This is a genomic window from Citrobacter sp. Cy070 (genome assembly GCF_030332245.1).
Lineage (GTDB): Bacteria > Pseudomonadota > Gammaproteobacteria > Enterobacterales > Enterobacteriaceae > Citrobacter > Citrobacter youngae.
Genome location: NZ_JAOWIG010000090.1, coordinates 71444 through 96808, shown reverse-complemented (window position 1 = coordinate 96808; position 25365 = coordinate 71444). Strand labels below are relative to the sequence as shown.

General features: G+C 52.1%; 29 protein-coding genes, 2 tRNA genes and 1 pseudogene. 22 read left to right on the top strand and 10 right to left on the bottom strand.

The genetic code is table 11. From position 1 onward, the window contains the following. The first annotated feature begins 14 nt into the window (after positions 1-14). Entirely contained in the window at positions 15-1502 is a 1488-nt protein-coding gene (gene amyA, locus OGY19_RS21680; RefSeq protein WP_115601814.1) for an alpha-amylase, read from the top strand. A gap of 40 nt (positions 1503-1542) precedes the next feature. Here amyA and yedD read toward each other — a convergent pair whose 3' ends face one another. Continuing rightward, positions 1543-1956 (bottom strand): lipoprotein YedD, encoded by a 414-nt coding sequence (yedD, locus tag OGY19_RS21675; RefSeq protein ID WP_115601813.1) that lies wholly within the window; start codon positions 1954-1956, stop codon positions 1543-1545. A 137-nt stretch (positions 1957-2093) separates the two neighbouring features. Here yedD and yedE point away from each other — a divergent pair, with 137 nt between their 5' ends. Further along, positions 2094-3347, top strand: a complete 1254-nt coding sequence (yedE, locus tag OGY19_RS21670; RefSeq protein ID WP_338121848.1) for a selenium metabolism membrane protein YedE/FdhT — start codon at positions 2094-2096, stop codon at positions 3345-3347. Continuing rightward, a complete protein-coding gene (yedF, locus tag OGY19_RS21665) occupies positions 3344-3577 on the top strand; it encodes a sulfurtransferase-like selenium metabolism protein YedF (protein WP_000790504.1) in 234 nt (77 codons plus the stop codon). Before yedE ends, yedF begins: the two co-directional genes overlap by 4 nt. A 54-nt stretch (positions 3578-3631) precedes the next feature. Here the strand turns inward: yedF and fliE are convergent, their stop codons facing one another. Next, positions 3632-3946 carry a flagellar hook-basal body complex protein FliE gene (fliE, locus tag OGY19_RS21660; protein WP_005127749.1) on the bottom strand — a complete coding sequence of 105 codons (315 nt, stop codon included), beginning with the start codon at positions 3944-3946 and terminating at the stop codon, positions 3632-3634. Between the two features lie 216 nt (positions 3947-4162). Between fliE and fliF the strand changes: the two genes are divergently transcribed. From fliF to rcsA, 14 genes and pseudogenes are all read left to right on the top strand, one after another. Beyond that, the gene (gene fliF, locus OGY19_RS21655) at positions 4163-5842 is read left to right on the top strand and encodes a flagellar basal-body MS-ring/collar protein FliF (protein WP_048211312.1); all 1680 of its coding nucleotides are present in this window, start codon (positions 4163-4165) and stop codon (positions 5840-5842) included. Then, positions 5835-6830, top strand: coding sequence for a flagellar motor switch protein FliG (fliG, locus tag OGY19_RS21650; protein ID WP_048211311.1), 996 nt, complete (start codon positions 5835-5837; stop codon positions 6828-6830). The genes fliF and fliG overlap by 8 nt, the downstream gene beginning before the upstream one ends. Further along, positions 6823-7530, top strand: a complete 708-nt coding sequence (fliH, locus tag OGY19_RS21645; RefSeq protein ID WP_048211310.1) for a flagellar assembly protein FliH — start codon at positions 6823-6825, stop codon at positions 7528-7530. Before fliG ends, fliH begins: the two co-directional genes overlap by 8 nt. Further along, on the top strand, positions 7530-8900 hold the full coding sequence (fliI, locus tag OGY19_RS21640) for a flagellar protein export ATPase FliI (protein ID WP_005127755.1): 1371 nt from the start codon (positions 7530-7532) through the stop codon (positions 8898-8900). Before fliH ends, fliI begins: the two co-directional genes overlap by 1 nt. A 21-nt stretch (positions 8901-8921) precedes the next feature. Further along, positions 8922-9365 carry a flagellar export protein FliJ gene (gene fliJ, locus OGY19_RS21635; protein WP_005127756.1) on the top strand — a complete coding sequence of 148 codons (444 nt, stop codon included), beginning with the start codon at positions 8922-8924 and terminating at the stop codon, positions 9363-9365. Beyond that, a complete protein-coding gene (gene fliK, locus OGY19_RS21630) occupies positions 9362-10579 on the top strand; it encodes a flagellar hook length control protein FliK (RefSeq protein ID WP_115601812.1) in 1218 nt (405 codons plus the stop codon). Before fliJ ends, fliK begins: the two co-directional genes overlap by 4 nt. A gap of 104 nt (positions 10580-10683) precedes the next feature. Then, positions 10684-11151: a flagellar basal body-associated protein FliL gene (fliL, locus tag OGY19_RS21625; protein ID WP_048211308.1), complete on the top strand. Its 468-nt coding sequence runs from the start codon at positions 10684-10686 to the stop codon at positions 11149-11151. A gap of 4 nt (positions 11152-11155) precedes the next feature. After that, the gene (gene fliM / locus OGY19_RS21620; RefSeq protein ID WP_005127760.1) at positions 11156-12160 is read left to right on the top strand and encodes a flagellar motor switch protein FliM; all 1005 of its coding nucleotides are present in this window, start codon (positions 11156-11158) and stop codon (positions 12158-12160) included. Then, complete coding sequence (gene fliN, locus OGY19_RS21615) at positions 12157-12570, top strand: flagellar motor switch protein FliN (RefSeq protein ID WP_005127761.1); 414 nt, start codon at positions 12157-12159, stop codon at positions 12568-12570. The genes fliM and fliN overlap by 4 nt, the downstream gene beginning before the upstream one ends. 2 nt (positions 12571-12572) lie before the next feature. Then, a complete protein-coding gene (gene fliO / locus OGY19_RS21610) occupies positions 12573-12947 on the top strand; it encodes a flagellar biosynthetic protein FliO (protein WP_115601811.1) in 375 nt (124 codons plus the stop codon). Continuing rightward, a complete protein-coding gene (fliP, locus tag OGY19_RS21605) occupies positions 12947-13684 on the top strand; it encodes a flagellar type III secretion system pore protein FliP (RefSeq protein ID WP_048211306.1) in 738 nt (245 codons plus the stop codon). Before fliO ends, fliP begins: the two co-directional genes overlap by 1 nt. Positions 13685-13693: 9 nt before the next feature. Beyond that, positions 13694-13963 carry a flagellar biosynthesis protein FliQ gene (fliQ, locus tag OGY19_RS21600; RefSeq protein WP_003030425.1) on the top strand — a complete coding sequence of 90 codons (270 nt, stop codon included), beginning with the start codon at positions 13694-13696 and terminating at the stop codon, positions 13961-13963. Positions 13964-13971: 8 nt separating this feature from the next. Continuing rightward, positions 13972-14764, top strand: a pseudogene (gene fliR / locus OGY19_RS21595) (flagellar biosynthetic protein FliR); the annotation flags it as partial. Positions 14765-15044: 280 nt separating this feature from the next. After that, on the top strand, positions 15045-15668 hold the full coding sequence (rcsA, locus tag OGY19_RS21590; protein ID WP_048211304.1) for a transcriptional regulator RcsA: 624 nt from the start codon (positions 15045-15047) through the stop codon (positions 15666-15668). 47 nt (positions 15669-15715) lie between these two features. Here rcsA and dsrB read toward each other — a convergent pair whose 3' ends face one another. Next, positions 15716-15904 (bottom strand): protein DsrB, encoded by a 189-nt coding sequence (gene dsrB, locus OGY19_RS21585; RefSeq protein ID WP_005127768.1) that lies wholly within the window; start codon positions 15902-15904, stop codon positions 15716-15718. Between the two features lie 162 nt (positions 15905-16066). Here dsrB and yodD point away from each other — a divergent pair, with 162 nt between their 5' ends. After that, positions 16067-16294: a YodD family peroxide/acid resistance protein gene (yodD, locus tag OGY19_RS21580; protein ID WP_048211303.1), complete on the top strand. Its 228-nt coding sequence runs from the start codon at positions 16067-16069 to the stop codon at positions 16292-16294. Between the two features lie 206 nt (positions 16295-16500). On the opposite strand, the gene OGY19_RS21575 is transcribed toward yodD, so the two are convergent. Together OGY19_RS21575 and OGY19_RS21570 are read right to left on the bottom strand one after the other, a co-directional pair. Next, entirely contained in the window at positions 16501-16683 is a 183-nt protein-coding gene (locus OGY19_RS21575) for a YodC family protein (RefSeq protein ID WP_061068109.1), read from the bottom strand. 77 nt (positions 16684-16760) lie between these two features. Beyond that, positions 16761-17672 (bottom strand): DUF808 domain-containing protein, encoded by a 912-nt coding sequence (locus OGY19_RS21570; protein WP_115601810.1) that lies wholly within the window; start codon positions 17670-17672, stop codon positions 16761-16763. Between the two features lie 178 nt (positions 17673-17850). Here OGY19_RS21570 and yedA point away from each other — a divergent pair, with 178 nt between their 5' ends. Beyond that, positions 17851-18771: a drug/metabolite exporter YedA gene (gene yedA / locus OGY19_RS21565; protein ID WP_061068110.1), complete on the top strand. Its 921-nt coding sequence runs from the start codon at positions 17851-17853 to the stop codon at positions 18769-18771. Here the strand turns inward: yedA and OGY19_RS21560 are convergent. The 3 genes from OGY19_RS21560 to OGY19_RS21550 all read right to left on the bottom strand — a co-directional run bounded on the left by OGY19_RS21560 (position 18763) and on the right by OGY19_RS21550 (position 21410). Further along, entirely contained in the window at positions 18763-19230 is a 468-nt protein-coding gene (locus OGY19_RS21560; RefSeq protein ID WP_048211299.1) for a very short patch repair endonuclease, read from the bottom strand. The genes yedA and OGY19_RS21560 overlap by 9 nt on opposite strands. Beyond that, positions 19211-20641, bottom strand: a complete 1431-nt coding sequence (locus tag OGY19_RS21555) for a DNA cytosine methyltransferase (RefSeq protein WP_420897089.1) — start codon at positions 20639-20641, stop codon at positions 19211-19213. Before OGY19_RS21555 ends, OGY19_RS21560 begins: the two co-directional genes overlap by 20 nt. Before the next feature lie 73 nt (positions 20642-20714). Then, positions 20715-21410 carry a phosphohydrolase gene (locus tag OGY19_RS21550; RefSeq protein ID WP_115601808.1) on the bottom strand — a complete coding sequence of 232 codons (696 nt, stop codon included), beginning with the start codon at positions 21408-21410 and terminating at the stop codon, positions 20715-20717. 439 nt (positions 21411-21849) lie between these two features. On the opposite strand from OGY19_RS21550, the gene ompC reads away from it, so the two are divergent. Then, a complete protein-coding gene (gene ompC, locus OGY19_RS21545) occupies positions 21850-23031 on the top strand; it encodes a porin OmpC (RefSeq protein ID WP_115601809.1) in 1182 nt (393 codons plus the stop codon). A 170-nt stretch (positions 23032-23201) separates the two neighbouring features. Here the strand turns inward: ompC and OGY19_RS21540 are convergent. Next, a tRNA-Ser gene (locus tag OGY19_RS21540) sits at positions 23202-23291 on the bottom strand. Between the two features lie 93 nt (positions 23292-23384). On the opposite strand from OGY19_RS21540, the gene mtfA reads away from it, so the two are divergent. Then, complete coding sequence (gene mtfA, locus OGY19_RS21535; protein WP_286597183.1) at positions 23385-24182, top strand: DgsA anti-repressor MtfA; 798 nt, start codon at positions 23385-23387, stop codon at positions 24180-24182. Between the two features lie 99 nt (positions 24183-24281). Beyond that, positions 24282-24357 (top strand) — tRNA-Asn (locus OGY19_RS21530). 42 nt (positions 24358-24399) lie between these two features. Here the strand turns inward: OGY19_RS21530 and cbl are convergent. Continuing rightward, a complete protein-coding gene (gene cbl / locus OGY19_RS21525) occupies positions 24400-25350 on the bottom strand; it encodes an HTH-type transcriptional regulator Cbl (RefSeq protein ID WP_048211294.1) in 951 nt (316 codons plus the stop codon). Between the last annotated feature and the right edge of the window lie 15 nt (positions 25351-25365).

Sequence of the window (25365 nt, the reverse complement as noted above, 5' to 3'; positions counted from 1 at the left end):
CTGGAGCACGGAAGATGAAAAACCCCACCTTATTGCAGTACTTCCACTGGTATTACCCTGATGGCGGCCAGCTCTGGTCGGAACTCGCCGCACGCGCGGACGGACTTAATGATATCGGCATCAATATGGTATGGCTGCCTCCTGCCTACAAAGGTGCGTCCGGCGGATACTCCGTTGGCTATGACACCTACGATCTGTTTGATTTAGGCGAATTCGACCAGAAAGGCACTATTGCCACCAAATACGGCGATAAAAATCAGTTACTGGCGGCAATCGACGCGTTAAAGCACAACGATATCGCGGTACTGCTGGATGTGGTGGTCAACCACAAAATGGGGGCCGACGAGAAAGAACACATTCAGGTTCAGCGCGTAAACGCCGATGACCGCACGCAGATTGACGATGAGATTGTCGAATGCGAGGCCTGGACGCGGTACACCTTCCCTGCCCGTGCGGGTCAGTACTCTCAATTCATTTGGGACTACAAATGCTTTAGCGGCATCGATCATATTGAAAATCCCACCGAGGACGGCATTTTTAAAATCGTGAATGATTATACCGGCGAAGGCTGGAACGATCAGGTCGATGACGAACTGGGCAACTTTGACTATCTGATGGGCGAAAATATCGATTTTCGCAATCATGCCGTAACCGAAGAGCTCAAATACTGGGCACGCTGGGTGATGGATCAAACCCATTGCGATGGTTTTCGCCTGGATGCCGTCAAACATATCCCGGCATGGTTCTATAAAGAGTGGATCGAGCACGTCCAGGAGGTGGCACCCAGGCCGCTGTTTATCGTCGCGGAATACTGGTCCCATGATGTCGATAAACTGCAAACCTATATTAACCAGGTCGAGGGGAAAACCATGCTGTTTGATGCCCCTTTGCAAATGAAGTTTCACGAAGCGTCCCGCCAGGGTCGCGATTATGACATGAGCCAGATTTTCACCGATACGCTGGTGGAGGTCGATCCCTTTCATGCGGTGACGCTGGTTGCGAACCATGACACCCAGCCGTTACAGGCGCTGGAAGCCCCCGTCGAGGCGTGGTTTAAGCCGCTGGCCTACGCGCTGATCCTGCTGCGCGAAAACGGTGTGCCGTCGGTGTTCTACCCCGATCTTTACGGGGCACATTACGAAGACACTGGCGACGATGGCGAAACTTATCCTATCGACATGCCCATCATCGAACAGCTTGATGAACTGATCCTCGCACGTCAGCGCTTCGCTCACGGCGTACAGACGCTCTTTTTCGATCATCCTAACTGTATCGCCTTTAGCCGCAGCGGAACGGACGACGATCCCGGCTGCGTGGTTGTTCTGTCTAACGGCGATGACGGAGAAAAGACCATCAATCTCGGCGCGAATTACGGCAATAAAACCTGGCGTGATTATCTGGGAAATCGCGAGGAAAGCGTGGTCACCGATGAAAATGGCGAAGCAACGTTTTATTGTAACGCCGGGAGCGTCAGCGTGTGGGTCATTGAAGAAGTGATTTAAAACTCAACCCCGGTGGCCATTGGCTACCGGGGCGTATGGCTTATGGCAATGGCGTAGGCAACGGCGTTTTCTTTAACACATCGGCGCACTCCTGCGTCGGGCGATCAACCCGCTGCAGCGTCATACCGTCATATTCCAGCGTATTGCCGTCACGCTCAATCTCATACAGCTCGCGTTTCACCGTCACGTTGGTGAGATCGCCAGAGAGCATCGTTAGCTTGCCCGGCAGCGCGATCACTCGCTGCCACTGACGGCAATCCAACGTATCCCCCTCTTTTGTGACAATCAGACTGGCGATCGCTTCCGGGCTCACCAGCGCGCGCTGCGGACCTTTTGACTGCCAGTATCCTGCCAGACCGGCAGGAGCTGGTGTTTTCACCACGTCATTATAATTTTGTACCTCGGCGCAGCCAGCAAGCACCAACAATGCACCAACGATTGCTAATTTTTTCATCATTCATCCTGCATGCGAAGAAAAGGGGATTGTGGCATTAAAGCCCTGATGTCGCCAGCCTTTCGGCAGCCCGGAGAAAGATTGATCCAGACGGTGTTACCTCTTATTACTCATAGTCAAAAATTCTGATCGGTGTAATATCCACGCTTCTTGTTACATACCTTCTGAGTTCAGAGGCAAAACGCATGTCATGGCAACACTTCAAACAGGCCTGGTTAATTAAATTTTGGGCCCCTGCCCCTGCGGTTATCGCAGCGGGTATTCTCTCCACTTACTATTTCGGCATTACGGGAACCTTCTGGGCCGTTACCGGCGAATTTACCCGCTGGGGTGGGCAAATCCTGCAACTGTTTGGCGTGCACGCCGAAGAGTGGGGATACTATAAACTGATCCACCTCGAAGGTTCGCCCCTGACGCGTATCGACGGGATGATGATCCTCGGTATGTTCGGCGGCTGTTTCGCTGCCGCACTGTGGGCCAACAACGTCAAATTACGCATGCCGCGCAGTCGTATCCGCATTCTGCAGGCGGTGGTCGGCGGGATGATCGCCGGTTTCGGCGCCCGTCTGGCAATGGGCTGTAACCTGGCCGCGTTTTTTACCGGCATTCCACAGTTCTCGCTGCATGCCTGGTTCTTCGCGCTGGCAACGGCTATGGGCTCATGGTTTGGCGCCCGCTTTACCCTGCTACCGATGTTTCGTATTCCGGTCAAAATGCAGAAAGTTTCCGCCGCCTCGCCGCTGACGCAAAAACCGGACCAGGCGCGTCGTCGTTTCCGCCTCGGTATGCTGGTATTTATCGGTATGATCGGCTGGGCGCTATTGACCGCAATGGACAAGCCGAAGCTGGGTCTGGCCATGTTGTTTGGCGTTGGGTTCGGCCTGCTGATTGAACGGGCGCAAATCTGCTTTACCTCGGCCTTCCGCGATCTGTGGATTTCCGGGCGCACCCATATGGCAAAAGCCATTATCTTCGGCATGGCGGTGAGCGCCATTGGTATCTTTAGCTATGTGCAACTGGGCGTTGAGCCGAAGATTATGTGGGCTGGTCCAAATGCGGTGATCGGCGGCTTACTGTTTGGTTTCGGTATCGTGCTGGCGGGCGGGTGTGAGACCGGCTGGATGTACCGCGCGGTTGAAGGCCAGGTGCATTACTGGTGGGTGGGGCTGGGAAACGTTATCGGCTCGACCATTCTGGCTTACTACTGGGATGACTTTGCCCCTGCCCTTGCCACTCGCTGGGATAAAGTGAATCTGCTCGACACCTTTGGGCCGCTCGGCGGGCTACTGGTGACTTATCTGCTGTTGTTTATTGCATTGATGCTCATCATCGGTTGGGAAAAACGTTTCTTCCGCCGCGCCGGGCTGACGCCTGCTAAGGAATCCGCATGAAAAATATCGTCCCTGATTATCGCCTCGACATGGTCGGTGAACCGTGCCCTTACCCGGCGGTTGCCACGCTGGAAGCCATGCCGCAGTTGAAGAAAGGTGAAATTCTGGAAGTGGTCAGCGATTGCCCGCAGTCAATCAACAATATTCCGCTGGATGCGCGTAACCATGGGTATACGGTGCTGGATATTCAGCAGGATGGGCCAACGATTCGCTATCTGATTCAAAAATAAGTGTAGGCCGGATAGCGCTGCGCTTATCCGGCCTACATTCTCTGCTTGTTGCACCTACACCTGCATGGACATCACTTCCTGGTAGGCTGATACCAGTTTGTTGCGCACCTGAATACCCATCTGCATCGAAACCGACGCTTTCTGCATATCGGTCATCACATCATTCAGCGCAATGCCTGGTTCACCCAGGGTAAATTTTTCAGCCTGAACGCGAGAGGCGGTTTGCACATCGCTGATTCTGTCCAATGCCGCGTGCAGTTGACCGGCAAAACTCACGGTCGATTGTGGCTGCACATCCTGCATTTTCGCTGACATTGCCGTGGCCTGTAGCTGACTGATAACCCCTTCAATCCCCTGTATTGCCGACATTCTGATCCCCTGGATGATTTTTTACGTAGCAGAGATTACCAGCTCGTCAATAAGATAAAGGCGCTAAATAACGATAAAAAACCTCGGTTTTTAACGCATAGAAAAATTCGAAACCGCAAATAATGAGACCGTCAATTTTTCGAGTTTGCTGACCCGGGAGTGAGTCTTGTTCCACTTTGCAAAAAACGCCGTCCACGATAAGCCACGAGGTGCGAGATGAGTGCGACAGCATCGACTGCAACCCAACTGAAACCTCTCGAGTGGTTAAATCGCCTGCGCGCGAATCCCAAAATCCCTCTGATTGTGGCGGGTGCCGCTGCCGTCGCTATCATCGTTGCGATGGTCCTGTGGGCCAAAGCACCTGACTACCGCACACTGTTCAGCAACCTATCCGATCAGGACGGTGGCGCGATTGTCACGCAGCTGACGCAGATGAACGTTCCTTATCGTTTCACTGAGGGAAGCGGCGCCATTGAAGTCCCTGCTGATAAAGTTCATGAACTGCGTTTACGCCTGGCACAGCAAGGCCTGCCGAAAGGCGGCGCGGTGGGCTTTGAGTTACTGGACCAGGAAAAGTTTGGTATCAGCCAGTTTAGCGAGCAGGTCAACTACCAGCGAGCTCTGGAAGGCGAATTAGCCCGTACCATTGAAACACTGGGGCCGGTAAAACGCGCCCGTGTCCATCTTGCGATGCCCAAACCGTCACTGTTCGTACGTGAACAAAAAGCCCCTTCTGCCTCCGTCACGGTAAACCTGGAGCCGGGTCGAGCACTGGACGAAGGTCAGATTAGCGCGGTAACGCATCTGGTCTCCAGCGCTGTCGCGGGCTTGCCGCCGGGCAACGTGACGCTGGTCGATCAGGCAGGACATCTGTTAACCCAGTCGAACACCAGCAGCCGCGACCTGAACGATGCGCAGCTGAAATATGCCAGCGATGTTGAAGGTCGCGTACAGCGTCGTATTGAATCAATCCTGTCGCCCATTGTCGGTAACGGCAACGTACATGCACAGGTTACTGCCCAGCTGGATTTCGCCAACAAAGAGCAAACCGAAGAGAAGTACAGCCCAAATGGCGACGACTCACAGGCTGTTCTGCGTTCACGCCAGCTTAACGTCAGCGAGCAGATAGGAAGCGGAGCGCCTGGCGGCGTACCGGGCGCACTGTCTAACCAGCCCGCGCCGGCGAATACGGCCCCGATTAATACACCACCGGCAAATCAGCAAAACCCGCAGAATGCGCAAACCACGCAAACGGCGAATAACGCCAATGCCGGACCGCGCAGCACGCAGCGTAACGAAACCAGCAACTATGAAGTTGACCGTACCATTCGTCACACCAAGATGAATGTGGGTGATGTACAGCGCCTGTCGGTGGCGGTAGTGGTCAACTATAAAACGTTACCGGATGGCAAACCGCTGCCGTTAACCGCCGACCAAATGAAACAAATTGAGGACCTGACCCGCGAGGCCATGGGCTTCTCTGAAAAACGCGGCGATACCCTGAATGTCGTGAACTCCCCCTTCACCGCAAGTGATGACGCGGGCGGAGAGCTTCCATTCTGGCAGCAGCAGTCCTTTATTGATCAGCTAATGTCCGCTGGCCGTTGGTTGCTGGTTCTGTTGGTGGCCTGGATCCTGTGGCGTAAAGCGGTTCGTCCGCAGTTGATGCGTCGCAGCGAAGAGGTCAAAGCCGCACAAGAACAAACACGTATTCGCCAGGAAACGGAAGAAGCGGTTGAAGTTCGCCTCAGCAAAGACGAGCAGACCCAGCAGCGCCGTAACAACCAGCGGCTGGGTGCTGAAGTCATGAGCCAGCGTATTCGTGAAATGTCAGATAACGATCCGCGCGTCGTGGCGCTGGTCATTCGCCAGTGGATAAATAACGAACATGAGTAATCTTAGCGGCACCGATAAAAGCGTCATCTTATTGATGACCATTGGCGAAGATCGCGCGGCGGAGGTCTTTAAGCACCTTTCCACGCGCGAAGTACAGGCCCTCAGTACGGCAATGGCCAACGTGCGTCAGATCTCCAACAAGCAGTTGACGGAGGTTCTGGCCGAATTTGAACAAGAAGCCGAGCAGTTTGCCGCACTGAACATCAACGCCAACGAATACCTGCGCTCCGTGCTGGTAAAAGCGTTGGGCGAAGAACGTGCCTCCAGCCTGCTGGAAGACATTCTGGAAACTCGCGATACCACCAGCGGCATTGAAACGCTCAACTTTATGGAGCCACAAAGCGCCGCCGATCTTATTCGCGACGAGCACCCGCAGATTATCGCCACCATTCTGGTTCACCTCAAACGGGGCCAGGCCGCCGATATTCTGGCGCTGTTCGACGAGCGCTTACGCCACGATGTCATGCTGCGTATCGCGACTTTCGGCGGCGTACAGCCTGCCGCACTGGCAGAACTGACCGAAGTGCTGAACGGGTTGCTCGACGGCCAGAACCTCAAGCGCAGCAAAATGGGCGGCGTGAGGACAGCAGCAGAAATTATCAACCTGATGAAGACGCAGCAGGAAGAAGCGGTTATTACCGCGGTACGCGAATTCGACGGCGAGCTGGCGCAGAAAATTATCGACGAGATGTTCCTGTTCGAAAATCTGGTGGATGTCGACGATCGCAGCATCCAGCGTCTGTTGCAGGAAGTGGATTCCGAATCGCTGCTGATAGCCCTGAAAGGTGCCGAGCAACCATTACGCGAGAAGTTCCTGCGCAACATGTCGCAGCGTGCCGCCGATATCCTGCGCGACGATCTTGCCAACCGCGGTCCGGTACGTTTGTCGCAGGTGGAAAACGAACAGAAAGCAATTCTGCTTATCGTACGTCGTCTGGCCGAGACCGGCGAGATGGTGATCGGCAGCGGCGAGGATACCTATGTCTAACGATCTGCCATGGAAAGTCTGGACGCCTGACGATCTCGCCCCGCCAATGGCGGAGTTCATACTGGCCGATCATACCGACGATCAGCCGTCCGACGAGACAGAAGAGCCACAGCTATCTGCGGAACAACAGCTTGAGCAGCAGTTGGCGCAAATGCAGCTCCAGGCCCATGAGCAAGGATATAATGCCGGTCTGGCTGAAGGTCGGCAAAAAGGGCACGCACAAGGTTATCAGGACGGACTGGCCCAGGGTCTGGAGCAGGGTCAGAACCAGGCTCGCGCCCAACATGCGCCGATTCATGCCCGCATGCAGCAACTGGTCAGTGAGTTTCAGAATACACTGGATGCTCTGGACAGCGTCATTGCATCGCGCCTGATGCAAATGGCACTGGAAGCGGCGCGCCAGGTTATCGGCCAGACCCCCATCGTGGATAACGCCGCACTGATTAAGCAAATCCAACAGCTGTTGCAACAGGAGCCGCTGTTTAGCGGTAAACCGCAGTTGCGCGTCCATCCGGACGATCTGCAGCGGGTGGAAGAGATGCTGGGGGCGACCCTCAGTCTGCACGGCTGGCGACTGCGTGGCGATCCAACGTTGCATCACGGTGGCTGTAAAGTCTCTGCTGATGAAGGCGATCTGGACGCCAGTGTTGCCACCCGCTGGCAAGAACTCTGCCGTCTGGCAGCGCCGGGAGTCGTGTAATGACCACTCGCCTGACTCGCTGGCTCAACACGCTGGACAACTTCGAAGAAAAAATGTCGCTGCTGCCTGCGGTGCGTCGTTACGGGCGTCTGACCCGCGCCACCGGGCTGGTACTGGAAGCCACAGGTCTGCAGTTGCCGCTGGGTGCCACCTGCGTCATTGAGCGTCAGGATGGCAACGAAACCCAGGAAGTCGAAAGCGAAGTGGTTGGCTTTAATGGTCAACGCCTGTTTCTGATGCCGCTCGAAGAGGTCGAAGGCGTTCTGCCGGGCGCGCGCGTTTACGCGAAAAACATCGCCGGCGAAGGGCTGCAAAGCGGGAAACAATTACCGCTGGGCCCTGCCCTGCTGGGGCGTGTTCTCGATGGCAGCGGGAAGCCGCTTGATGGGTTGCCTGCACCCGACACCACGGAAACAGGGGCGCTAATCACCCCGCCATTTAACCCCCTGCAACGTACCCCGATTGAACACGTGCTGGATACTGGCGTACGGCCTATCAATGCGCTGTTAACCGTCGGGCGCGGTCAGCGAATGGGGCTTTTCGCTGGTTCCGGTGTGGGTAAAAGCGTCCTGCTCGGCATGATGGCACGCTATACCCAGGCTGACGTCATTGTTGTCGGTCTGATTGGCGAGCGTGGACGCGAAGTTAAAGATTTTATTGAAAATATTCTTGGCGCCGAGGGACGTGCACGCTCGGTGGTGATTGCCGCTCCGGCGGACGTTTCCCCGCTGTTGCGTATGCAGGGTGCAGCCTACGCCACGCGCATCGCCGAAGATTTTCGCGATCGCGGCCAGCACGTGCTGCTGATTATGGATTCCCTCACCCGTTATGCAATGGCACAGCGTGAAATTGCACTGGCGATCGGCGAACCTCCGGCAACGAAAGGCTATCCGCCGTCGGTGTTTGCTAAATTACCCGCACTGGTTGAACGGGCTGGTAACGGTATTCATGGCGGCGGTTCCGTGACCGCATTTTATACCGTACTGACCGAAGGCGACGACCAACAGGACCCTATTGCTGACTCCGCCCGTGCCATTCTCGACGGCCACATTGTCCTGTCCCGTCATCTGGCCGAGGCCGGTCACTATCCGGCCATTGATATTGAAGCCTCAATCAGCCGCGCAATGACCGCATTGATCAGCGAGAAACATTATGCGCGGGTACGCAACTTTAAGCAGCTACTGTCCAGTTTCCAGCGTAACCGCGATCTGGTCAGCGTAGGCGCCTACGCCAAAGGCAGCGATCCCATGTTGGATAAAGCCATTGCCTTATGGCCACAGCTGGAAGCATTTTTACAGCAAGGCATCTTTGAACGAGCCGACTGGGAAGACTCCCTGCAGGCTTTGGATCTGATTTTCCCTGGTGTGTGATTAAGCAGGAGAGCATAGGTCATGGCACAACATGGTGCGCTGGCAACACTTAAAGACCTGGCTGAAAAAGAAGTCGATGACGCAGCTATCTTATTAGGCGAGATGCGCCGCGGATGTCAGCAGGCGGAAGAGCAGTTGAAGATGCTGATCGATTATCAGCATGAATATCGCAACAATCTTAATAGCGATATGGGTCAGGGTATTACCAGTAATCGCTGGATTAACTATCAACAATTTATTCAGACGCTGGAAAAAGCGATTGAGCAACATCGCCAACAGCTCAACCAATGGACGCAGAAAGTGGACCAGGCGTTGAGCAGTTGGCGCGATAAAAAGCAGCGACTGCAGGCATGGCAGACTCTGCAGGACAGGCAAACCACAGCCGCGTTACTGGCTGAAAACCGCCTGGATCAGAAAAAAATGGATGAATTTGCTCAGCGTGCAGCTATGAGGAAACCCGAATGATTACTTTACCCCAACTGATTACCACCGACACCGACGTAGCCGCAGGTCTTCAGTCAGGCAAAGCGGTAGATTCCCCCGAGGATTTTTTAGCGTTGCTGGCAGGTGCATTAGGTGCAGGCGATGCACAGGGTAAAGACGCCCCGCTGTCACTGGCCGATTTACAGGCCGCAGGCAGCAAACTGCAAAAAGGGTTATTGCAAAAGAATGGTGATACCGCACAGACGCTAAAATTAGCCGATCTGCTGACACAAAAAGAGGTCCAGACCGAGGCGTCGCTGGCCGACCTGACTGATGCACAACAGTTGCTGTCTGCGCTCACGCCGTCACTGAAGGTTAATGCCCTGACAACACTGGGCAAAACCGCACAGCAGGATGAAAAAACCGCCCGTCTGAGCGATGACGATCTCGCCAACCTGAGTGCGCTGTTCGCTATGCTGCCAGGGCAACAGGTAACCACTCCGGCTGTTGATGCCACCCCAGCCCCGGCGGATGCTACGCTGTCGGTGCTGTTACGTGGTAATGCCCCCAGCACGACTGCCGATAGCGCCAGTGAATTACTGACCGGCGAAGGGAAAAAAGGTAAAGCAGATACAGCGATGCATGCCAGTGGCGCGGATCAGACCAACAATGCTGGTTTCACCCCATTAACGGCAGCGGCAGCAACGCGCGCAGAGATTGAAAGTTCACCGTCACCAACCAACGTTGGCGCAACAATAGCTCCGCTGGCTGGCACACAGACACATGCGCAGCCGTTACCGACTGCCGCGGCTCCGGTATTGAGCGCCCCGCTGGGAAGCCATGAATGGCAGCAATCACTGAGTCAACACGTCACGCTGTTCACCCGCCAGGGCCAGCAAAGTGCGGAACTGCGTTTGCATCCGCAGGATCTGGGGCAAGTGCAGATTTCCCTCAAGCTTGATGACAACATGGCGCAACTGCAAATGGTCTCGCCTCATAGCCACGTTCGCGCGGCGCTGGAAGCGGCATTACCCATGCTGCGCACGCAGTTGGCTGAAAGCGGGATCCAACTGGGGCAAAGCAGTATCAGCAGCGAAAGTTTCGCCGGTCAGCAACAGTCGTCTTCACAGCAACAACAGGCTGGGCGTGCGCATGGACAAGATATTTTTGCTCCCGAAGATGATGCTGTTCTGGCCACACCTGCCGCACTGCAAGCCGCGGCTCGCGGTGATGGTGCAGTAGACATCTTCGCCTAACGCCAGAGGTAGCATGATTATCCGCGTCTTTTCCACGCTTTGTCGTGGTCAGGACACGGGATAATCAGCCTATAAGCTGTACCGAAACAGGAAGCCCGTATCTGATGACTGACTCCGCGATTAACAAAAAGAGTAAACGCGCTATTTGGATCCCTCTGCTGGTGTTAATTACGCTCGCCGCCCTCGCTACTGCGGGCTATAGCTACTGGCGCATGCAGCAGCAACCGTCCGCCAGCGTAAAAGCGGAACCGGCTCCACCGCCTGCCCCAGTGTTCTTTGCACTGGATACGTTTACCGTCAATTTAGGTGATGCGGATCGCGTGCTGTATATCGGTATCACACTGCGCATGAAAGACGAGGCGACACGCTCGCGTCTGAACGAATATCTGCCAGAAGTGCGCAGCCGTCTGCTGCTATTGTTCTCTCGCCAGAACGCCGCCACGCTCGCAACAGAAGAAGGCAAACAGCAGCTGATTGCCGCTATCAAAGAGACGCTCGCGACTCCGCTCGTTGTCGGGCAGCCGAAACAGGTTGTCACCGACGTTCTTTATACAGCTTTTATTCTGCGGTAAAGACATGGGCGACAGTATTCTTTCTCAGGCTGAAATCGACGCATTGCTTAACGGCGATAGCGAAACTAAAGACGAACCCATTTCCGGTATCGCAAATGAAAGCGATATTCGTCCTTATGATCCCAACACTCAGCGCCGCGTCGTTCGTGAGCGTTTGCAGGCGCTGGAGATCATTAACGAACGCTTTGCGCGCCAGTTCCGTATGGGGTTATTTAACCTGCTACGCCGCAGCCCGGATATTACCGTGGGCGCGATCCGTATCCAGCCATACCACGAGTTTGCACGTAACTTGCCGGTTCCGACCAACCTGAACTTAATCCACCTGAAACCGTTACGCGGGACAGGTCTGGTGGTGTTCTCACCGAGTCTGGTGTTTATCGCCGTAGATAACCTGTTCGGTGGTGATGGTCGTTTCCCGACGAAAGTCGAAGGCCGTGAATTTACGCACACTGAACAACGCGTCATCAACCGCATGCTGAAACTGGCGCTGGAAAGCTACAGCGACGCGTGGAAGGCTATCAACCCACTGGAAGTGGAATATGTCCGTTCCGAGATGCAGGTGAAGTTTACCAATATCACCACCTCCCCGAACGACATCGTGGTGAACACCCCGTTCCACGTTGAAATCGGCAACCTGACCGGTGAATTTAACATCTGTCTGCCATTCAGCATGATTGAACCGTTGCGCGAACTGCTGGTAAACCCACCGCTGGAAAACTCGCGTAATGAAGATCAGAACTGGCGCAATAATCTGGTGCGTCAGGTTCAGCATTCTGAGCTGGAACTGGTAGCAAACTTTGCTGACATTCCGCTGCGGCTGTCCCAGATTTTGAAGCTGAAACCCGGCGATGTACTGCCGATTGAAAAACCCGACCGCATTATTGCTCATGTGGACGGCGTACCTGTACTGACCAGCCAATATGGCACCGTAAATGGTCAGTATGCGTTACGCGTAGAACATTTGATAAACCCGATTTTGAATTCGCTGAATGAGGAACAGCCCAAATGAGTGACATGAATAATCCGTCCGATGAGAACACTGGTGCATTGGACGATCTGTGGGCTGACGCGTTAAACGAGCAAAAAACAACGACCACCAAAAGTGCGGCCGATGCGGTATTCCAGCAGTTAGGTGGCGGCGATGTCAGCGGTGCACTGCAGGATATCGACCTGATCATGGATATTCCGGTCAAGCTGACCGTTGAATTGGGCCGCACCCGCATGACCATCAAAGAGCTACTGCGCCTGACGCAGGGTTCGGTCGTCGCGCTGGACGGTCTGGCGGGCGAGCCGCTGGATATTCTGATCAACGGTTATTTGATTGCTCAGGGTGAAGTTGTGGTAGTCGCAGATAAATACGGTGTACGTATTACTGACATTATTACCCCATCTGAACGTATGCGTCGTCTGAGCCGTTAACGATGAATACCCAGGCCACCGTCGCTCAGCCCGCTGCTGTACCCGGCTCACCGTTAGTGCAGGTCAGCGGCGCGCTGCTGGGGATCATTGCGTTGATCCTGGGAGCCGCCTGGCTGATTAAGCGCCTGGGATTTGCCCCCAAAAGCGTCGGTACGCGTGGACTGAAAGTTTCAGCCAGTACCTCATTAGGCCCACGTGAGCGGGTGGTAATTGTTGAGGTCGAAGATGCCCGTCTGGTACTGGGGGTCACAGCGTCGCAGATCAACGTTCTGCATACCCTCCCCCCGGCACCTGCCAGTGCAGAAGAAAAAGCGGCCTCCCCTGCGGATTTCCAGGCCATGATGAAGAGTTTGCTGAAGCGTCCTGGGAGATCCTGATGCGCCGTTTGTTATCCCTCACGCTGACGGGTGTGTGGCTGTTCAGCCCAGCAGCCCTGGCCCAACTACCGGGTCTGGTTAGCCAGCCGCTGCCCGGCGGCGGACAAAGCTGGTCATTGCCCGTCCAAACGCTGGTGTTTATCACCTCGCTGACGTTCCTGCCCGCTATTTTGCTGATGATGACCAGCTTCACCCGCATCATCATCGTTTTTGGCCTGTTACGTAATGCGCTGGGAACACCGTCAGCACCGCCGAACCAGGTTTTACTTGGACTGGCGCTGTTTTTGACCTTTTTCATCATGTCGCCGGTGATCGACAAAATCTACGTTGATGCGTATCAACCCTTCAGCGAAGAGAAGATCTCCATGCAGGAAGCCATGGAGAAAGGCGCACAGCCGTTGCGTGAGTTTATGCTGCGTCAGACCCGTGAGGCCGATCTGGCTCTGTTCGCCCGCCTGGCAAACAGCGGCCCGTTACAGGGGCCTGAAGCCGTACCGATGCGCATTTTGCTGCCGGCTTATGTCACCAGTGAGTTGAAAACGGCATTCCAGATAGGTTTTACCATTTTCATTCCATTTCTGATAATCGATCTGGTTATCGCCAGCGTCCTGATGGCGCTCGGGATGATGATGGTGCCACCTGCCACCATTGCACTCCCATTCAAGCTCATGCTGTTTGTGCTGGTTGACGGCTGGCAGCTGCTTGTCGGCTCGCTTGCACAAAGCTTTTACAGTTAGAGGCGCGAAATGACTCCTGAATCGGTCATGATGATGGGCACTGAGGCGATGAAAGTTGCCCTTGCCCTTGCCGCACCTTTGTTGCTGGTTGCCCTCGTTACGGGTCTTATCATCAGTATCTTGCAGGCGGCAACCCAGATTAACGAAATGACGCTGTCCTTCATTCCGAAAATTGTCGCGGTCTTTATTGCCATCATCGTTGCCGGTCCGTGGATGCTTAATTTGCTGCTCGACTACGTGCGTACGCTGTTCAGCAATATTCCCTACATCATCGGGTAAACGACGCTATGTTGCAGGTGACCAGCGTTGAGTGGCTCCACTGGCTGAATCTTTACTTCTGGCCCCTGCTGCGCATACTGGCGCTCATTTCAACGGCTCCGATACTCAGCGAACGCGCCATCCCCAAACGGGTAAAACTGGGGCTGGGGTTAATGATTACCATGGTTATCGCTCCGCTGCTTCCCCCCGTAAACGTGCCCATCTTTTCTGTCGGCGCGATATGGCAGGCGATGCAGCAAATCCTGATCGGCATCGCATTAGGGTTCACCATGCAATTTGCGTTTGCCGCGGTGCGTACCGCCGGGGAAATCATCGGTCTGCAAATGGGTCTCTCCTTCGCAACCTTCTTCGACCCGGGCAGCCGCCTGAATATGCCCGTTCTGGCACGTCTGATAGATTTGCTGGCGATGCTGCTGTTTCTCACCTTTAATGGTCACTTGTGGCTTATCTCGCTATTGGTGGATACCTTCCATACTCTGCCTATCGGTGGCAATCCGGTTAATAGCAATGCCTTTCTCGCGCTGGCGCGGGCGGGGGGACTCATCTTCCTCAATGGTCTGATGCTGGCTCTGCCGGTGATGACGCTGCTACTCACACTCAACCTCGCACTCGGTTTGTTAAACCGTATGGCGCCGCAGCTATCGATATTTGTCATTGGTTTCCCACTCACCCTGACCGTGGGTATTTCATTAATGGCCGCGCTAATGCCATTAATTGCCCCCTTCTGTGAGCGCTTATTCAGTGAGATTTTTAATTTGCTGGCTGACATCATCAGTGAAATGCCTTCAAAATAATAACCCTTATTTTTTATCCTGTTTTACTAAGGATTGTCCTAAATTCAAATACAGGCAACATCCACCAGGATAACGCTGTCGCGGTTTATTTGTTTTTGCCTCACTCACATAACGCAACATTTACTTTACTTTAAGATGTTTCCTGGCAAATTATACGCAACTTTACGGGATAGTAAATTCGCCTGAAAACAGCGAAAGCGTCATATTGGGTCGTTATTATTCCGTTTAGTTGTGATGAAATAATCAGGTAAGGGGAATTATCGTTACGCATTGAGTGAGGGTATGCCATGTCAACGATTATTATGGATTTATGCAGTTACACCCGGCTAGGGTTGACCGGATATCTGGTAAGTCGGGGGGTGAAGAAAAGGGAAATCAACGATATTTCAAGCGTTGATGAACTCAGCGTCGCCTGTGTCTCACTGCAGCCGTCTGTGGTGTTTATTAATGAAGACTGCTTTATTCACGATCCGGATAACAGCCAGAGAATTAAGCAAATCATTAATCAACATCCCAGCACTTTATTTATTGTATTTATGGCGATTGCCAATGTCCATTTTGATGAGTATCTCTTAGTAAGAAAAAATTTATTAATCAGTTCTAAGTCGATTAAACCAGATTCACTGGATGAACTTCTTGGCGATATTCTGAAAAAGGAAGTGGATATTGTCATTGATGTGAACCTGCCAACACTATCATTAAGCCGTACCGAATCCAGCATGCTACGTATGTGGATGGCCGGCCAGGGAACAATACAGATATCCGATCAAATGAATATCAAGGCGAAGACAGTCTCATCCCATAAGGGGAATATAAAACGAAAGATCAAGACACATAATAAACAAGTTATCTATCACGTTGTACGACTCACAGATAACGTCACCAATGGTATCTTTGTGAATATGCGTTAGGACATTCTGACTGGTGGGTTTACCACCAGTCAGAATCAGCGTCTGGATTACTCCACTTTTTCCACAAAGATCCCATCCTGATGGCCTGACTCATTAAAGAACCAGATACCGAGCGGGTAGTCTTCCAGAGAAACCAGGTACATGGTGCCTTCACTAAACTCTTCAATCGCCAGTACCCGGCCTGGCCGACGCGGCCCACCGTCCGTTTTGACTGTAACCCGATCATTCACCTTCATCGTTTTCCTCCTGTGGCTTTGTGCCAGTGTAGAACAAATTCCTTTTCCTGGCAGCGCCCTGCTCGCGTGATTGCGGGTTTTCTCGACGGTCTATACTTAACTTGTACGCATCAGAGATTCTGATACGTGCCCCGGTATCCTTAACGGTTGAGAGGTATGAGGATGAAAACCGCGAAAGAGTACAGCGATACGGCCAAACGTGACGTCAGCGTCGATGTGGACGCGCTATTGAAAGCTATCAACGAAATCTGCGAGAGCGAAATTCATCGCAGCCATGATGACCCCGATCGCGTCAGCGTTGATGGCCGGGATTATCATACATGGCATGAACTGGCCGACGCGTTCGAGCTTGATATCCATGATTTTAGCGTGACGGAGATCAATCGCTGACTTTGGGCGAAAAAAATCCCGGCCCGTATCGGGTCGGGATCAAGCTTGCTTATGCAAGAAGCACTTGAAAATTCGTTACACCAGGAAATCTGATGCGAAACCAACCTTATCTGCAATTTTTTTGCCTGACAAGTAAATAATTCTCACCAAAATGATAAATATAACTAATGGTTGAGAGATCACCAGGTTACGCCAGCCTGCGGTATTCAGGCATCCTGGCGCAGCGGACTGCGTTCGCCAGGAACCAGTTCATCTTCACGAAATGCCTCCCGTTTGACGCCAAAACCGTCATACCAGCGGCACTCCACCATTCCGCTGGCATACCCGGTAACGATCATGCGTGGGCCACCCTCTTTCGCGGTGACTTCCTCACTGACAGAAAAGACCATACCCGCCTCCTGTATCAAGAGAAACCTTTTCACCTTAGACGACAAAGAGACGTTTTGCGTAGTCTGGCAGGCGACAATTAGTGCGAAACTCCGCGTAACCTGGCAACCATTTTTACCAGCACCACCACGATCCCACCGATAATAAAGCCGAGCACCAGATTAAGCAGAGTCGGAAGCATCAGAGCAATGAATGAACTCTGCTGTTGGGCAAATTGCTCAATCGCATGATGCAGCGGCGCAATGCCGTGTACCACAATGCCGCCACCAACTAAAAACATCGCCAGCGTGCCGACCACGGAAAGTGATTTCATGAGCCAGGGAGCAACCACCAGCAATCCCATACCCATGGCCTGAGCCAGTGCGCTGCGCTTTTCTGCCAGCCAGTAGCCAATATCATCGAGCTTCACAATAATACCGACCAGACCATATACGCCAACGGTCACCACCAAAGCAATACCCGACAAAACCAGTACCTGATTCAACAACGGCGCATCCGCCACAATACCCAACGTAATGGCCACAATCTCTGCAGATAAAATAAAGTCGGTACGTATCGCCCCTTTGATTTTATCTTTCTCAAAGGTGAGAGGATCCTGCGCCGCCAACGATGTCAGACGCTGCTGACGCTCCTCTGGGGTCTCTTTTTGTTTTCGCGCTTCCAGGGTGTGAAGCACTTTTTCCACGCCCTCAAAACAGAGGAACGCCCCACCAATCATCAATAAGGGGGTGATCGCCCATGGAATGAAGGCGCTGATCAATAGCGCCAACGGCACCAGGATAACTTTGTTGACGAAAGATCCTTTAGCCACACTCCAGACCACCGGAAGCTCGCGGTTTGCCCGCACGCCCGATACCTGTTGCGCGTTAAGCGACAAATCGTCTCCCAGCACACCCGCCGTTTTTTTCGCGGCCAGTTTTCCCATCACTGAGATATCGTCCAGAAGCGTGGCGATGTCATCAAGCAAGGTGAGTAAGCTACTTCCTGCCAAAATTTTAATCCTCAATATTATTGTTTTGCAGACATAAGTATGAAGTAAAACACGCCATGCTGAAACAGACCTTTCTGGTCAACAATTATTTAACAACAGCAGGCAATTATAAGTCTCGCCAGCATGATAGTTTTGACGTTTACTATGTTGCACCTTTTTATTTCCACCGTGAGGGATTATGCGTTTCAGGCAATTGTTACCGCTTTTCAGTGCGCTATTTGCGCTGTACATCATTTGGGGTTCCACGTACTTCGTTATTCGCATTGGCGTTGAAAGTTGGCCGCCGTTGATGATGGCTGGCGTACGTTTTCTCTCTGCTGGAGTGTTATTAACACTTTTTTTACTTCTTCGCGGACACAAGCTACCGCCTCTGCGCCAGCTCCTGAACGCCGCGTTAATTGGTATCCTGCTGCTGGCCGTGGGTAATGGGCTGGTTACTGTTGCAGAACATCAAAATGTTCCTTCCGGTATTGCCGCCGTAGTGGTTGCCACCGTCCCGCTGTTTACGCTGTGCTTTAGCCACTTTTTTGGCATCAAAACACGCAAACTGGAATGGATGGGGATCGCAATTGGACTCGCCGGGATCATCATGCTTAACAGCGGTGGTAACTTGAGTGGTAATCCCTGGGGGGCAGTATTAATCCTGATTGGTTCAATGAGCTGGGCATTTGGCTCTGTGTACGGCTCACGTATAACCTTGCCCGTTGGCATGATGGCCGGTGCTATTGAAATGTTAGCCGCGGGTATTGTACTGATGTGCGCATCGCTGCTCAGTGGAGAAAAGCTGACCACGATGCCAACCTTCTCCGGTTTTATGGCGGTGGCATATCTCGCCCTGTTCGGCTCAATTATTGCGATTAACGCTTATATGTTCCTTATTCGTAATGTAAGCCCGGCGTTAGCCACCAGCTATGCCTACGTCAACCCGGTAGTGGCGGTTCTGTTAGGTACGGGGCTGGGAGGTGAAAGCCTGGCGTTGATAGAGTGGCTGGCGCTCGGAGTCATTGTTTTTGCCGTGGTATTGGTGACGCTGGGGAAATACTTATTCCCGGTCAAAGCTGACGCGGTCGCAGCCCCATCGGAAAAGTCGTTACAGTAAATGAATGCCCTGAGTGTCGATCTGCGCGGTGGCACCGCCGCCGCAGATCCACTCGATAACCCGTTCAGACAGTGCCTCGTTATCCAGTTTCTCACGCCCACGCAGGGCGCATTCCCAGACAATCAAGACCCGCCATCCCAACGACTGCAATTTTTCGCAGTCCCGCTTATCACGTACCACATTTTTTCCTATCTTCTCCAGCCAGAACGCCGTGCGGGTTGCCGGGACTTTAAAGAGATAGCAGTTATGCTGATGCCAGAAACAGCCGTGGGTAAAGAGAACACAACGGTAGTCATCCACCACAAAATCGGGGCGACCGGGCAACGTTGCATCCTGCGCGCGAAACGTTACCCCCTGCTCCGTCAGGATGTCGGCCAGACGTTTTTCGATCGCCGTATCGCGGGTCCCTATCGCTCGCATATTTTTACTGCGTGTCGCCTTATCGTGAACGTCTGCCATGCTGCTGTTCTTTCTCACGGAGCGCAACAGCCTGCTTGATCTTCGGCTCCAGCAGTTTGGCTACCGCCGCAAATGCCGGGACGACCACCGAATTACCGAACTGGCGGTAAGCCTGGGTATCTGATACCGGAATGCGAAACTGGTAACCCTGAGGAGACTCAAACCCCATCAGGCGAGCACACTCTCTTGGCGTTAATCGACGAGGACGATGTCGCTGATTGGCGGGATCATCGAAATCCTGTTCACCCAGCGCCATATCCCAGCCACGGTCTATCAAAATTTCAGCCCCATCCTTATAGTAACGTGCGGATAATGTACGCGTTACGCTATCGGGATTGCCGGGATAGACCATACCGTAGCCAAACCCATTGCCCCGTGCCTGATGTTTTTTCGCATAGCGATACAGGTATTTCCACAGGACCGGTGTCAGCACATATTTCGCATCAACAGTCGGTTCAAGCAGCTCTGCGAGCTTCGTTCGACGCTGAGGGTAGCGGCTGACAATATCGCGCAACGTAAAGTCTGACTTCAAGCTCAGATCACGTCGAAAGCCGACGAGCACGATACGTTCGCGATGCTGGGGTAAAAAATGTTGCCCATCGATAATCTTCGGATCATCAGGGCCATTATCTGCTGCATCCGCCACGTCATAGCCCAGTTCATCCAGCGTTTGCATGATGATGCGAAAGGTTTTTCCCTGGTCATGACTCTTCAGATTTTTAACGTTTTCGAGCACAAATATAGCCGGTCGCCGCGCGTCGATAATTCGCACCACGTCAAAAAAAAGCGTGCCTTGCGTATCACAGGCAAAACCGTGGGCACGCCCTAACGCGTTTTTCTTTGATACACCCGCCAGAGAAAATGGCTGGCAAGGGAAGCCGGCCAGCAGGACATCATGCTCGGGAACATGTTGACGAATATGCTCTGCAGCCTGCTCGTCACTCACCCCCTCATGATGGCTGAGCGTAATATCACGAATATCTTCATTAAAGTGGTGCTGCAGAGGATCGCAGTAGTGATTCGCCTTGTAGGTGCGCACCGCATGCTTGTTCCACTCGCTGGTAAACACGCACTGCCCGCCAATCGCTTCAAAACCGCGACGAATTCCGCCAATACCAGCAAAAAGATCGATAAAGCGAAAAGCATAATGTGGATGATGCGCAGGCGGCGTCGGTAGCATGGCGTTCAGATGAGCCAGCTCAGCGTCGCTGAGCCGATGCCATGTTTCATTGGCGACCACACGCTTAAAGATGGCCGGACTCCAGCGATTCTCACCAACACCATTCAGATGAGCAACCAGCGTTTTCACATCGTATATTTCAAGCAACTTAGCCAAAATCACCTGAACGGTAACTCCGGTATCATCTGTCATCGGTTTCATGGAGCCTGCTACTGAAAAATTATCCTGCATACGTTTAACCGGCCGAAATGGATAGTCGACAGGTTAACATAAATTGGTGCAATTGACGTTTCAGCAATGACGACTACAGATATGCTTTAAGAGGTTGAATCGCCGCAAGATCCAACATTTCATATTCTCCTTTTAATTCTGCGCTGAGTTTTGCCATATACGTCAATAAAAAGTCAGCATTATGCTGTGCCAAATGCCGCCCTTGTTCAGTTTGCATTGTCAGTGGCAACGTCAGCAGTTTGGTCTGGAAATGATCAAGCGCGTACTGTTTATCATCGAGGCTACGCTGCCGGGCAAACGGATCCTCCGCATCAAACAATGCCACACCCAGCGAGCCAGAAACGGCGAACACGCGCGCCAGACCGATAGCCCCCAGCGCCTCAAGTCGATCGGCATCCTGCACGATTTTGGCTTCAAGTGTCGTGGGCGTAATTTTTGCGCTAAAACTGTGCGCTGCGATAGCGTGACTCACCGCATGCAGCCGATCCTGAGGATATTCAGGAAAGTCCTGTGACAGTACACGACGGGTTTCCTGGGCTGCCAGTACCGATGAGCGATGACGTTCCGGATGATTTTTCGGTAAGCTGACAAGATCGTGGAAATAGCACGCGGTCAGTACGACCAACCAGTCTACGTTCGCATCCGTGCTCAGCTTTTGAGCCGTCTGCCACACGCGGCGAAAGTGAAAGATGTCATGGGCAGCGTCGTGCCCTGAATGATTTTCACGTAACCAGGCTTCAAATCTCGACTGCCAGTCGTGGAGTTCCATGCTCTCTCCCTTTACATAAAGAAAACCACCTTAGCAATAATTTTTACCCTGAACCACTGTCTGCCTTCTTTTATATCAAAATTCAATTATTAAATAATATTCATAACAAATATCAATTTATAATCTCCACATACAGCATTGATAATAAATTATCCTGACAAGCATAAAAACAATAATAAAAACATATAAAATACACACAATAAATATCAAGCCACAAGATATAAATCAATTGATAATCATGTATTTATGTGTTGAATAAAAACAATAAATACATATAAAAATAATTTAAAAAACTCAAATTGAAACATTTTGAAATATCTAAAATATAATTGTTACATGTTATATTTTAAATTAAATGAACTTCATAGATAGTATCAAAATGTAGTTTTCAGGACATCACTACATATTCATTTTAATTATTAAATAAAGGGAATACATAATGAAAAGAAAAGTACTGGCACTGCTTCTCCCAGCTTTATTAGCTGCAGGCGCAGCAAATGCGGCTGAAATTTATAATAAAAACGGCAATAAACTGGATCTGTACGGAAAAGTCGATGGTCTGCGTTATTTCTCTGACGATACAGATAACGACGGCGATCAAACCTATGCGCGTCTGGGCTTTAAGGGCGAAACGCAGATCAACGATATGCTGACTGGCTACGGTCAGTGGGAATATAACGTTCAGGCCAACGGCACCGAAGGTGACAAAGGCGATTCCTGGACTCGTTTGGCTTTCGCAGGCCTGGGCTTTGCTGAAAACGGCACCTTCGATTACGGTCGTAACTACGGCGTCGTGTACGACGTTGAAGCCTGGACCGATATGCTGCCAGAATTCGGTGGTGATACTTACACTCAGACCGACGTGTATATGCTGGGTCGTACCAACGGCGTTGCTACTTATCGTAACCACGGCTTCTTTGGTCTGGCTGATGGCCTGAACTTCGCCCTGCAGTATCAGGGTAATAATGAAGGTAGCAGCGTAGGTCAGGAAGGTTCTGGTAATAGTGAAAACCGCAAACTGGCGAAAGAAAACGGCGACGGTTTCGGTATGTCCACCTCTTATGACTTTGACTTCGGTTTAAGCCTCGGTGCAGCGTACTCCAGTTCTGATCGTACTGATGACCAGGTTGCTCGCGGTTACCAGGATGGTATAAACAAACGCAACAACTACGCTGGCGGCGAAACAGCTGAAGCCTGGACTGTTGGTGCGAAGTACGACGCTAACAACGTTTACCTGGCAGCCATGTATGCAGAAACCCGCAATATGACCTATTACGGCGGCGGTAATGGCGAAAGCAATGGCGGTATCGCAAACAAAACGCAAAACTTTGAAGTTGTGGCTCAATACCAGTTTGATTATGGTCTGCGTCCGTCCATCGCTTACCTGCAGTCCAAGGGCAGTGATTTAGGTGGTCAGGAAGTGAGCCATGGTAACTGGCGTTACGTCGACAAAGACCTGGTCAAATATGTTGATGTGGGTATGACTTACTACTTCAACAAAAACATGTCCACCTACGTTGACTACAAAATCAACCTGCTGGATGAAGATGACAGCTTCTATGAAAGCAATGGCATCGCAACTGACGATATTGTTGCCGTTGGTTTAGTCTACCAGTTCTAATTTTGCACAATACGTATCAGGCCTGCTTCATATGAAGCGGGCTTTTTGTTTATTTGAAGCGGATTTTTATGTCACGAAGGCAATAGAACGACAAACTTGTGAGGATACTCAAAGAAAAAAACATCCGTGACTGCTGTCGTTGAAAGCAAGGCGTGCAAGTGTTTGAATAGTGGCGGAGAGAGGGGGATTTGAACCCCCGGTAGAGTTGCCCCTACTCCGGTTTTCGAGACCGGTCCATTCAGCCGCTCTGGCATCTCTCCGTTCTGGTGGTTGCCATGATGCCAGGTAATTTGGCATTTTAACAGACCCAGTTCCGTCAATTTCGTTCAAGTGACGAGTTTGCGAGCAAAACGATGATTAAGTGGCCCTGGAAAGAGCAAGAAACAGCCCGGAATGATGACTGGCCCTGGGATGATGCCCTGGCAATTCCTCTTCTGGTGAATCTTACTGAACAAGAACAAGCCAGGCTTATTGCCCAGGCTGAGCGTTTTTTACAGCAAAAAAGATTGGTTGCGCTACAAGGATTTGAACTGGACGTACTGAAAAGTGCACGAATTGCTCTGCTTTTCTGTTTGCCAGTTCTGGAATTAGGCATCGAGTGGCTCGATGGTTTTCATGAAGTCCTTATTTACCCTGCCCCGTTTGTCGTGGATGACGAATGGGAAGATGATATTGGGCTGGTGCACAATCAACGGATTATTCAGTCAGGCCAAAGCTGGCAACAGGGTCCGGTGATCCTGAACTGGCTTGATATCCAGGATTCCTTCGATGCTTCCGGCTTTAATCTGATTATTCACGAAGTGGCACATAAACTTGATATGCGTAATGGCGATCGCGCCAGCGGAGTTCCGGCTATTCCGCTGAGGGAAATTGCGAACTGGGAGCACGATCTCCATGCCGCGATGAACAACATCCAGGATGAAATCGATCTGGTGGGTGAAACGGCCTGCAGTATAGATGCCTACGCAGCAACCGATCCTGCAGAATGCTTTGCGGTATTATCCGAGTATTTCTTCAGCGCCCCCGAGTTGTTTGCACCACGTTTTCCGGCATTGTGGCAACGTTTTTTCCAGTTCTATCGCCAGAACCCAATGCTTCGGTTGCGCGATAGCCAGGAAGAAGACCATTTTCGCTCATCAAATGTACATTAATACTGAATTTGAAGATTAATTAACCAATTGATATGACGTATTAATTTTACTGTTGACACGTCATGGTGAGGTCAGTAATATGCGCCTCGTTCACACGATTCCTCTGTAGTTCAGTCGGTAGAACGGCGGACTGTTAATCCGTATGTCACTGGTTCGAGTCCAGTCAGAGGAGCCATATTTAAGAAGCCTGCTTAGGAAACTAAGCAGGCTTTTTGCTTTATATCTGATAATCAATCATCACTTCATCAGGCTCCATCGCCTGGCGTTTAATCTCTTCCACAGATAAACCTGCGTTGCATAGCTCGATGAATCGCCAGACGTAATTGCGCTGCAACTGACCACGTTTGAGCCCCAGCCAAACGGTGTTCGCATCAAATAAATGCCGGGTATCAAGGCGGGTTAACGTCCCCTCCTCCTGCTCTCCGCTGGATTGCTCCGCCACCAGCCCGATTCCCAGCCCCAGCGCTACATACGTTTTAATCACATCCGAGTCCTGTGCACTGAGGATAATATCCGGCACCAACCCTTTACGCGCAAATGCCTCATCAATACGTGAACGCCCCGTAATACCCTGCCGATAGGTAATGAGCGGCCAGTGAGCAATAGACTCAAGCGTAAGCGGGGAAGCCTTAACTAATGGATGATCGAGTGGAACAAGCAGGCTGTGCTGCCAACGAAACCAGGGAAACGCCACCAACAGCGGATCGCTGCTGAGTCGTTCACTGGCAATACCAATGTCTGCGCCACCATTTTGCAGGAGAACGTCAATTTCTTGCGGCGTCCCCTGGATAAGCTCCAGGCGAACCTCCGGGAAGAGCTCACGAAATGCTTTGATCACCGCTGGCAGACTATAGCGTGCCTGCGTGTGCGTGGTCGCAATGGTCAGCACACCAGACGTGTCATTGGTAAACAGGTCCGCCAGTCGGCGAACATTACTGGCTTCATTAAGAATGCGCTCAGCGATCACCAGCAACGCCTTCCCCGGTTCGGTCATGCCAAGTAAACGTTTACCACGACGAATAAAAATTTCGATGCCAAGTTCATCTTCAAGTTCACGAATATGCCGACTTACCCCCGACTGCGAGGTATAAAGAATATTCGCGACTTCCGTCAGGTTGTAATCCTGACGGGCCGCCTCGCGGATTATTTTAAGTTGCTGGAAATTCACTTTTCGCTCCGGGTA

Bases quoted from the DNA above. Each gene is read 5' to 3' on its own strand.
- amyA (WP_115601814.1), top strand. From the start codon at position 15: ATGAAAAACCCCACCTTATTGCAGTACTTCCACTGGTATTACCCTGAT.
- yedD (WP_115601813.1), bottom strand. From the start codon at position 1,956: ATGAAAAAATTAGCAATCGTTGGTGCATTGTTGGTGCTTGCTGGCTGC.
- yedF (WP_000790504.1), top strand. From the start codon at position 3,344: ATGAAAAATATCGTCCCTGATTATCGCCTCGACATGGTCGGTGAACCG.
- fliE (WP_005127749.1), bottom strand. From the start codon at position 3,946: ATGTCGGCAATACAGGGGATTGAAGGGGTTATCAGTCAGCTACAGGCC.
- fliF (WP_048211312.1), top strand. From the start codon at position 4,163: ATGAGTGCGACAGCATCGACTGCAACCCAACTGAAACCTCTCGAGTGG.
- fliG (WP_048211311.1), top strand. From the start codon at position 5,835: ATGAGTAATCTTAGCGGCACCGATAAAAGCGTCATCTTATTGATGACC.
- fliH (WP_048211310.1), top strand. From the start codon at position 6,823: ATGTCTAACGATCTGCCATGGAAAGTCTGGACGCCTGACGATCTCGCC.
- fliI (WP_005127755.1), top strand. From the start codon at position 7,530: ATGACCACTCGCCTGACTCGCTGGCTCAACACGCTGGACAACTTCGAA.
- fliJ (WP_005127756.1), top strand. From the start codon at position 8,922: ATGGCACAACATGGTGCGCTGGCAACACTTAAAGACCTGGCTGAAAAA.
- fliK (WP_115601812.1), top strand. From the start codon at position 9,362: ATGATTACTTTACCCCAACTGATTACCACCGACACCGACGTAGCCGCA.
- fliL (WP_048211308.1), top strand. From the start codon at position 10,684: ATGACTGACTCCGCGATTAACAAAAAGAGTAAACGCGCTATTTGGATC.
- fliM (WP_005127760.1), top strand. From the start codon at position 11,156: ATGGGCGACAGTATTCTTTCTCAGGCTGAAATCGACGCATTGCTTAAC.
- fliN (WP_005127761.1), top strand. From the start codon at position 12,157: ATGAGTGACATGAATAATCCGTCCGATGAGAACACTGGTGCATTGGAC.
- fliO (WP_115601811.1), top strand. From the start codon at position 12,573: ATGAATACCCAGGCCACCGTCGCTCAGCCCGCTGCTGTACCCGGCTCA.
- fliP (WP_048211306.1), top strand. From the start codon at position 12,947: ATGCGCCGTTTGTTATCCCTCACGCTGACGGGTGTGTGGCTGTTCAGC.
- fliQ (WP_003030425.1), top strand. From the start codon at position 13,694: ATGACTCCTGAATCGGTCATGATGATGGGCACTGAGGCGATGAAAGTT.
- rcsA (WP_048211304.1), top strand. From the start codon at position 15,045: ATGTCAACGATTATTATGGATTTATGCAGTTACACCCGGCTAGGGTTG.
- dsrB (WP_005127768.1), bottom strand. From the start codon at position 15,904: ATGAAGGTGAATGATCGGGTTACAGTCAAAACGGACGGTGGGCCGCGT.
- yodD (WP_048211303.1), top strand. From the start codon at position 16,067: ATGAAAACCGCGAAAGAGTACAGCGATACGGCCAAACGTGACGTCAGC.
- OGY19_RS21575 (WP_061068109.1), bottom strand. From the start codon at position 16,683: ATGGTCTTTTCTGTCAGTGAGGAAGTCACCGCGAAAGAGGGTGGCCCA.
- yedA (WP_061068110.1), top strand. From the start codon at position 17,851: ATGCGTTTCAGGCAATTGTTACCGCTTTTCAGTGCGCTATTTGCGCTG.
- OGY19_RS21560 (WP_048211299.1), bottom strand. From the start codon at position 19,230: ATGGCAGACGTTCACGATAAGGCGACACGCAGTAAAAATATGCGAGCG.
- OGY19_RS21555 (WP_420897089.1), bottom strand. From the start codon at position 20,641: ATGCAGGATAATTTTTCAGTAGCAGGCTCCATGAAACCGATGACAGAT.
- OGY19_RS21550 (WP_115601808.1), bottom strand. From the start codon at position 21,410: ATGGAACTCCACGACTGGCAGTCGAGATTTGAAGCCTGGTTACGTGAA.
- ompC (WP_115601809.1), top strand. From the start codon at position 21,850: ATGAAAAGAAAAGTACTGGCACTGCTTCTCCCAGCTTTATTAGCTGCA.
- mtfA (WP_286597183.1), top strand. From the start codon at position 23,385: ATGATTAAGTGGCCCTGGAAAGAGCAAGAAACAGCCCGGAATGATGAC.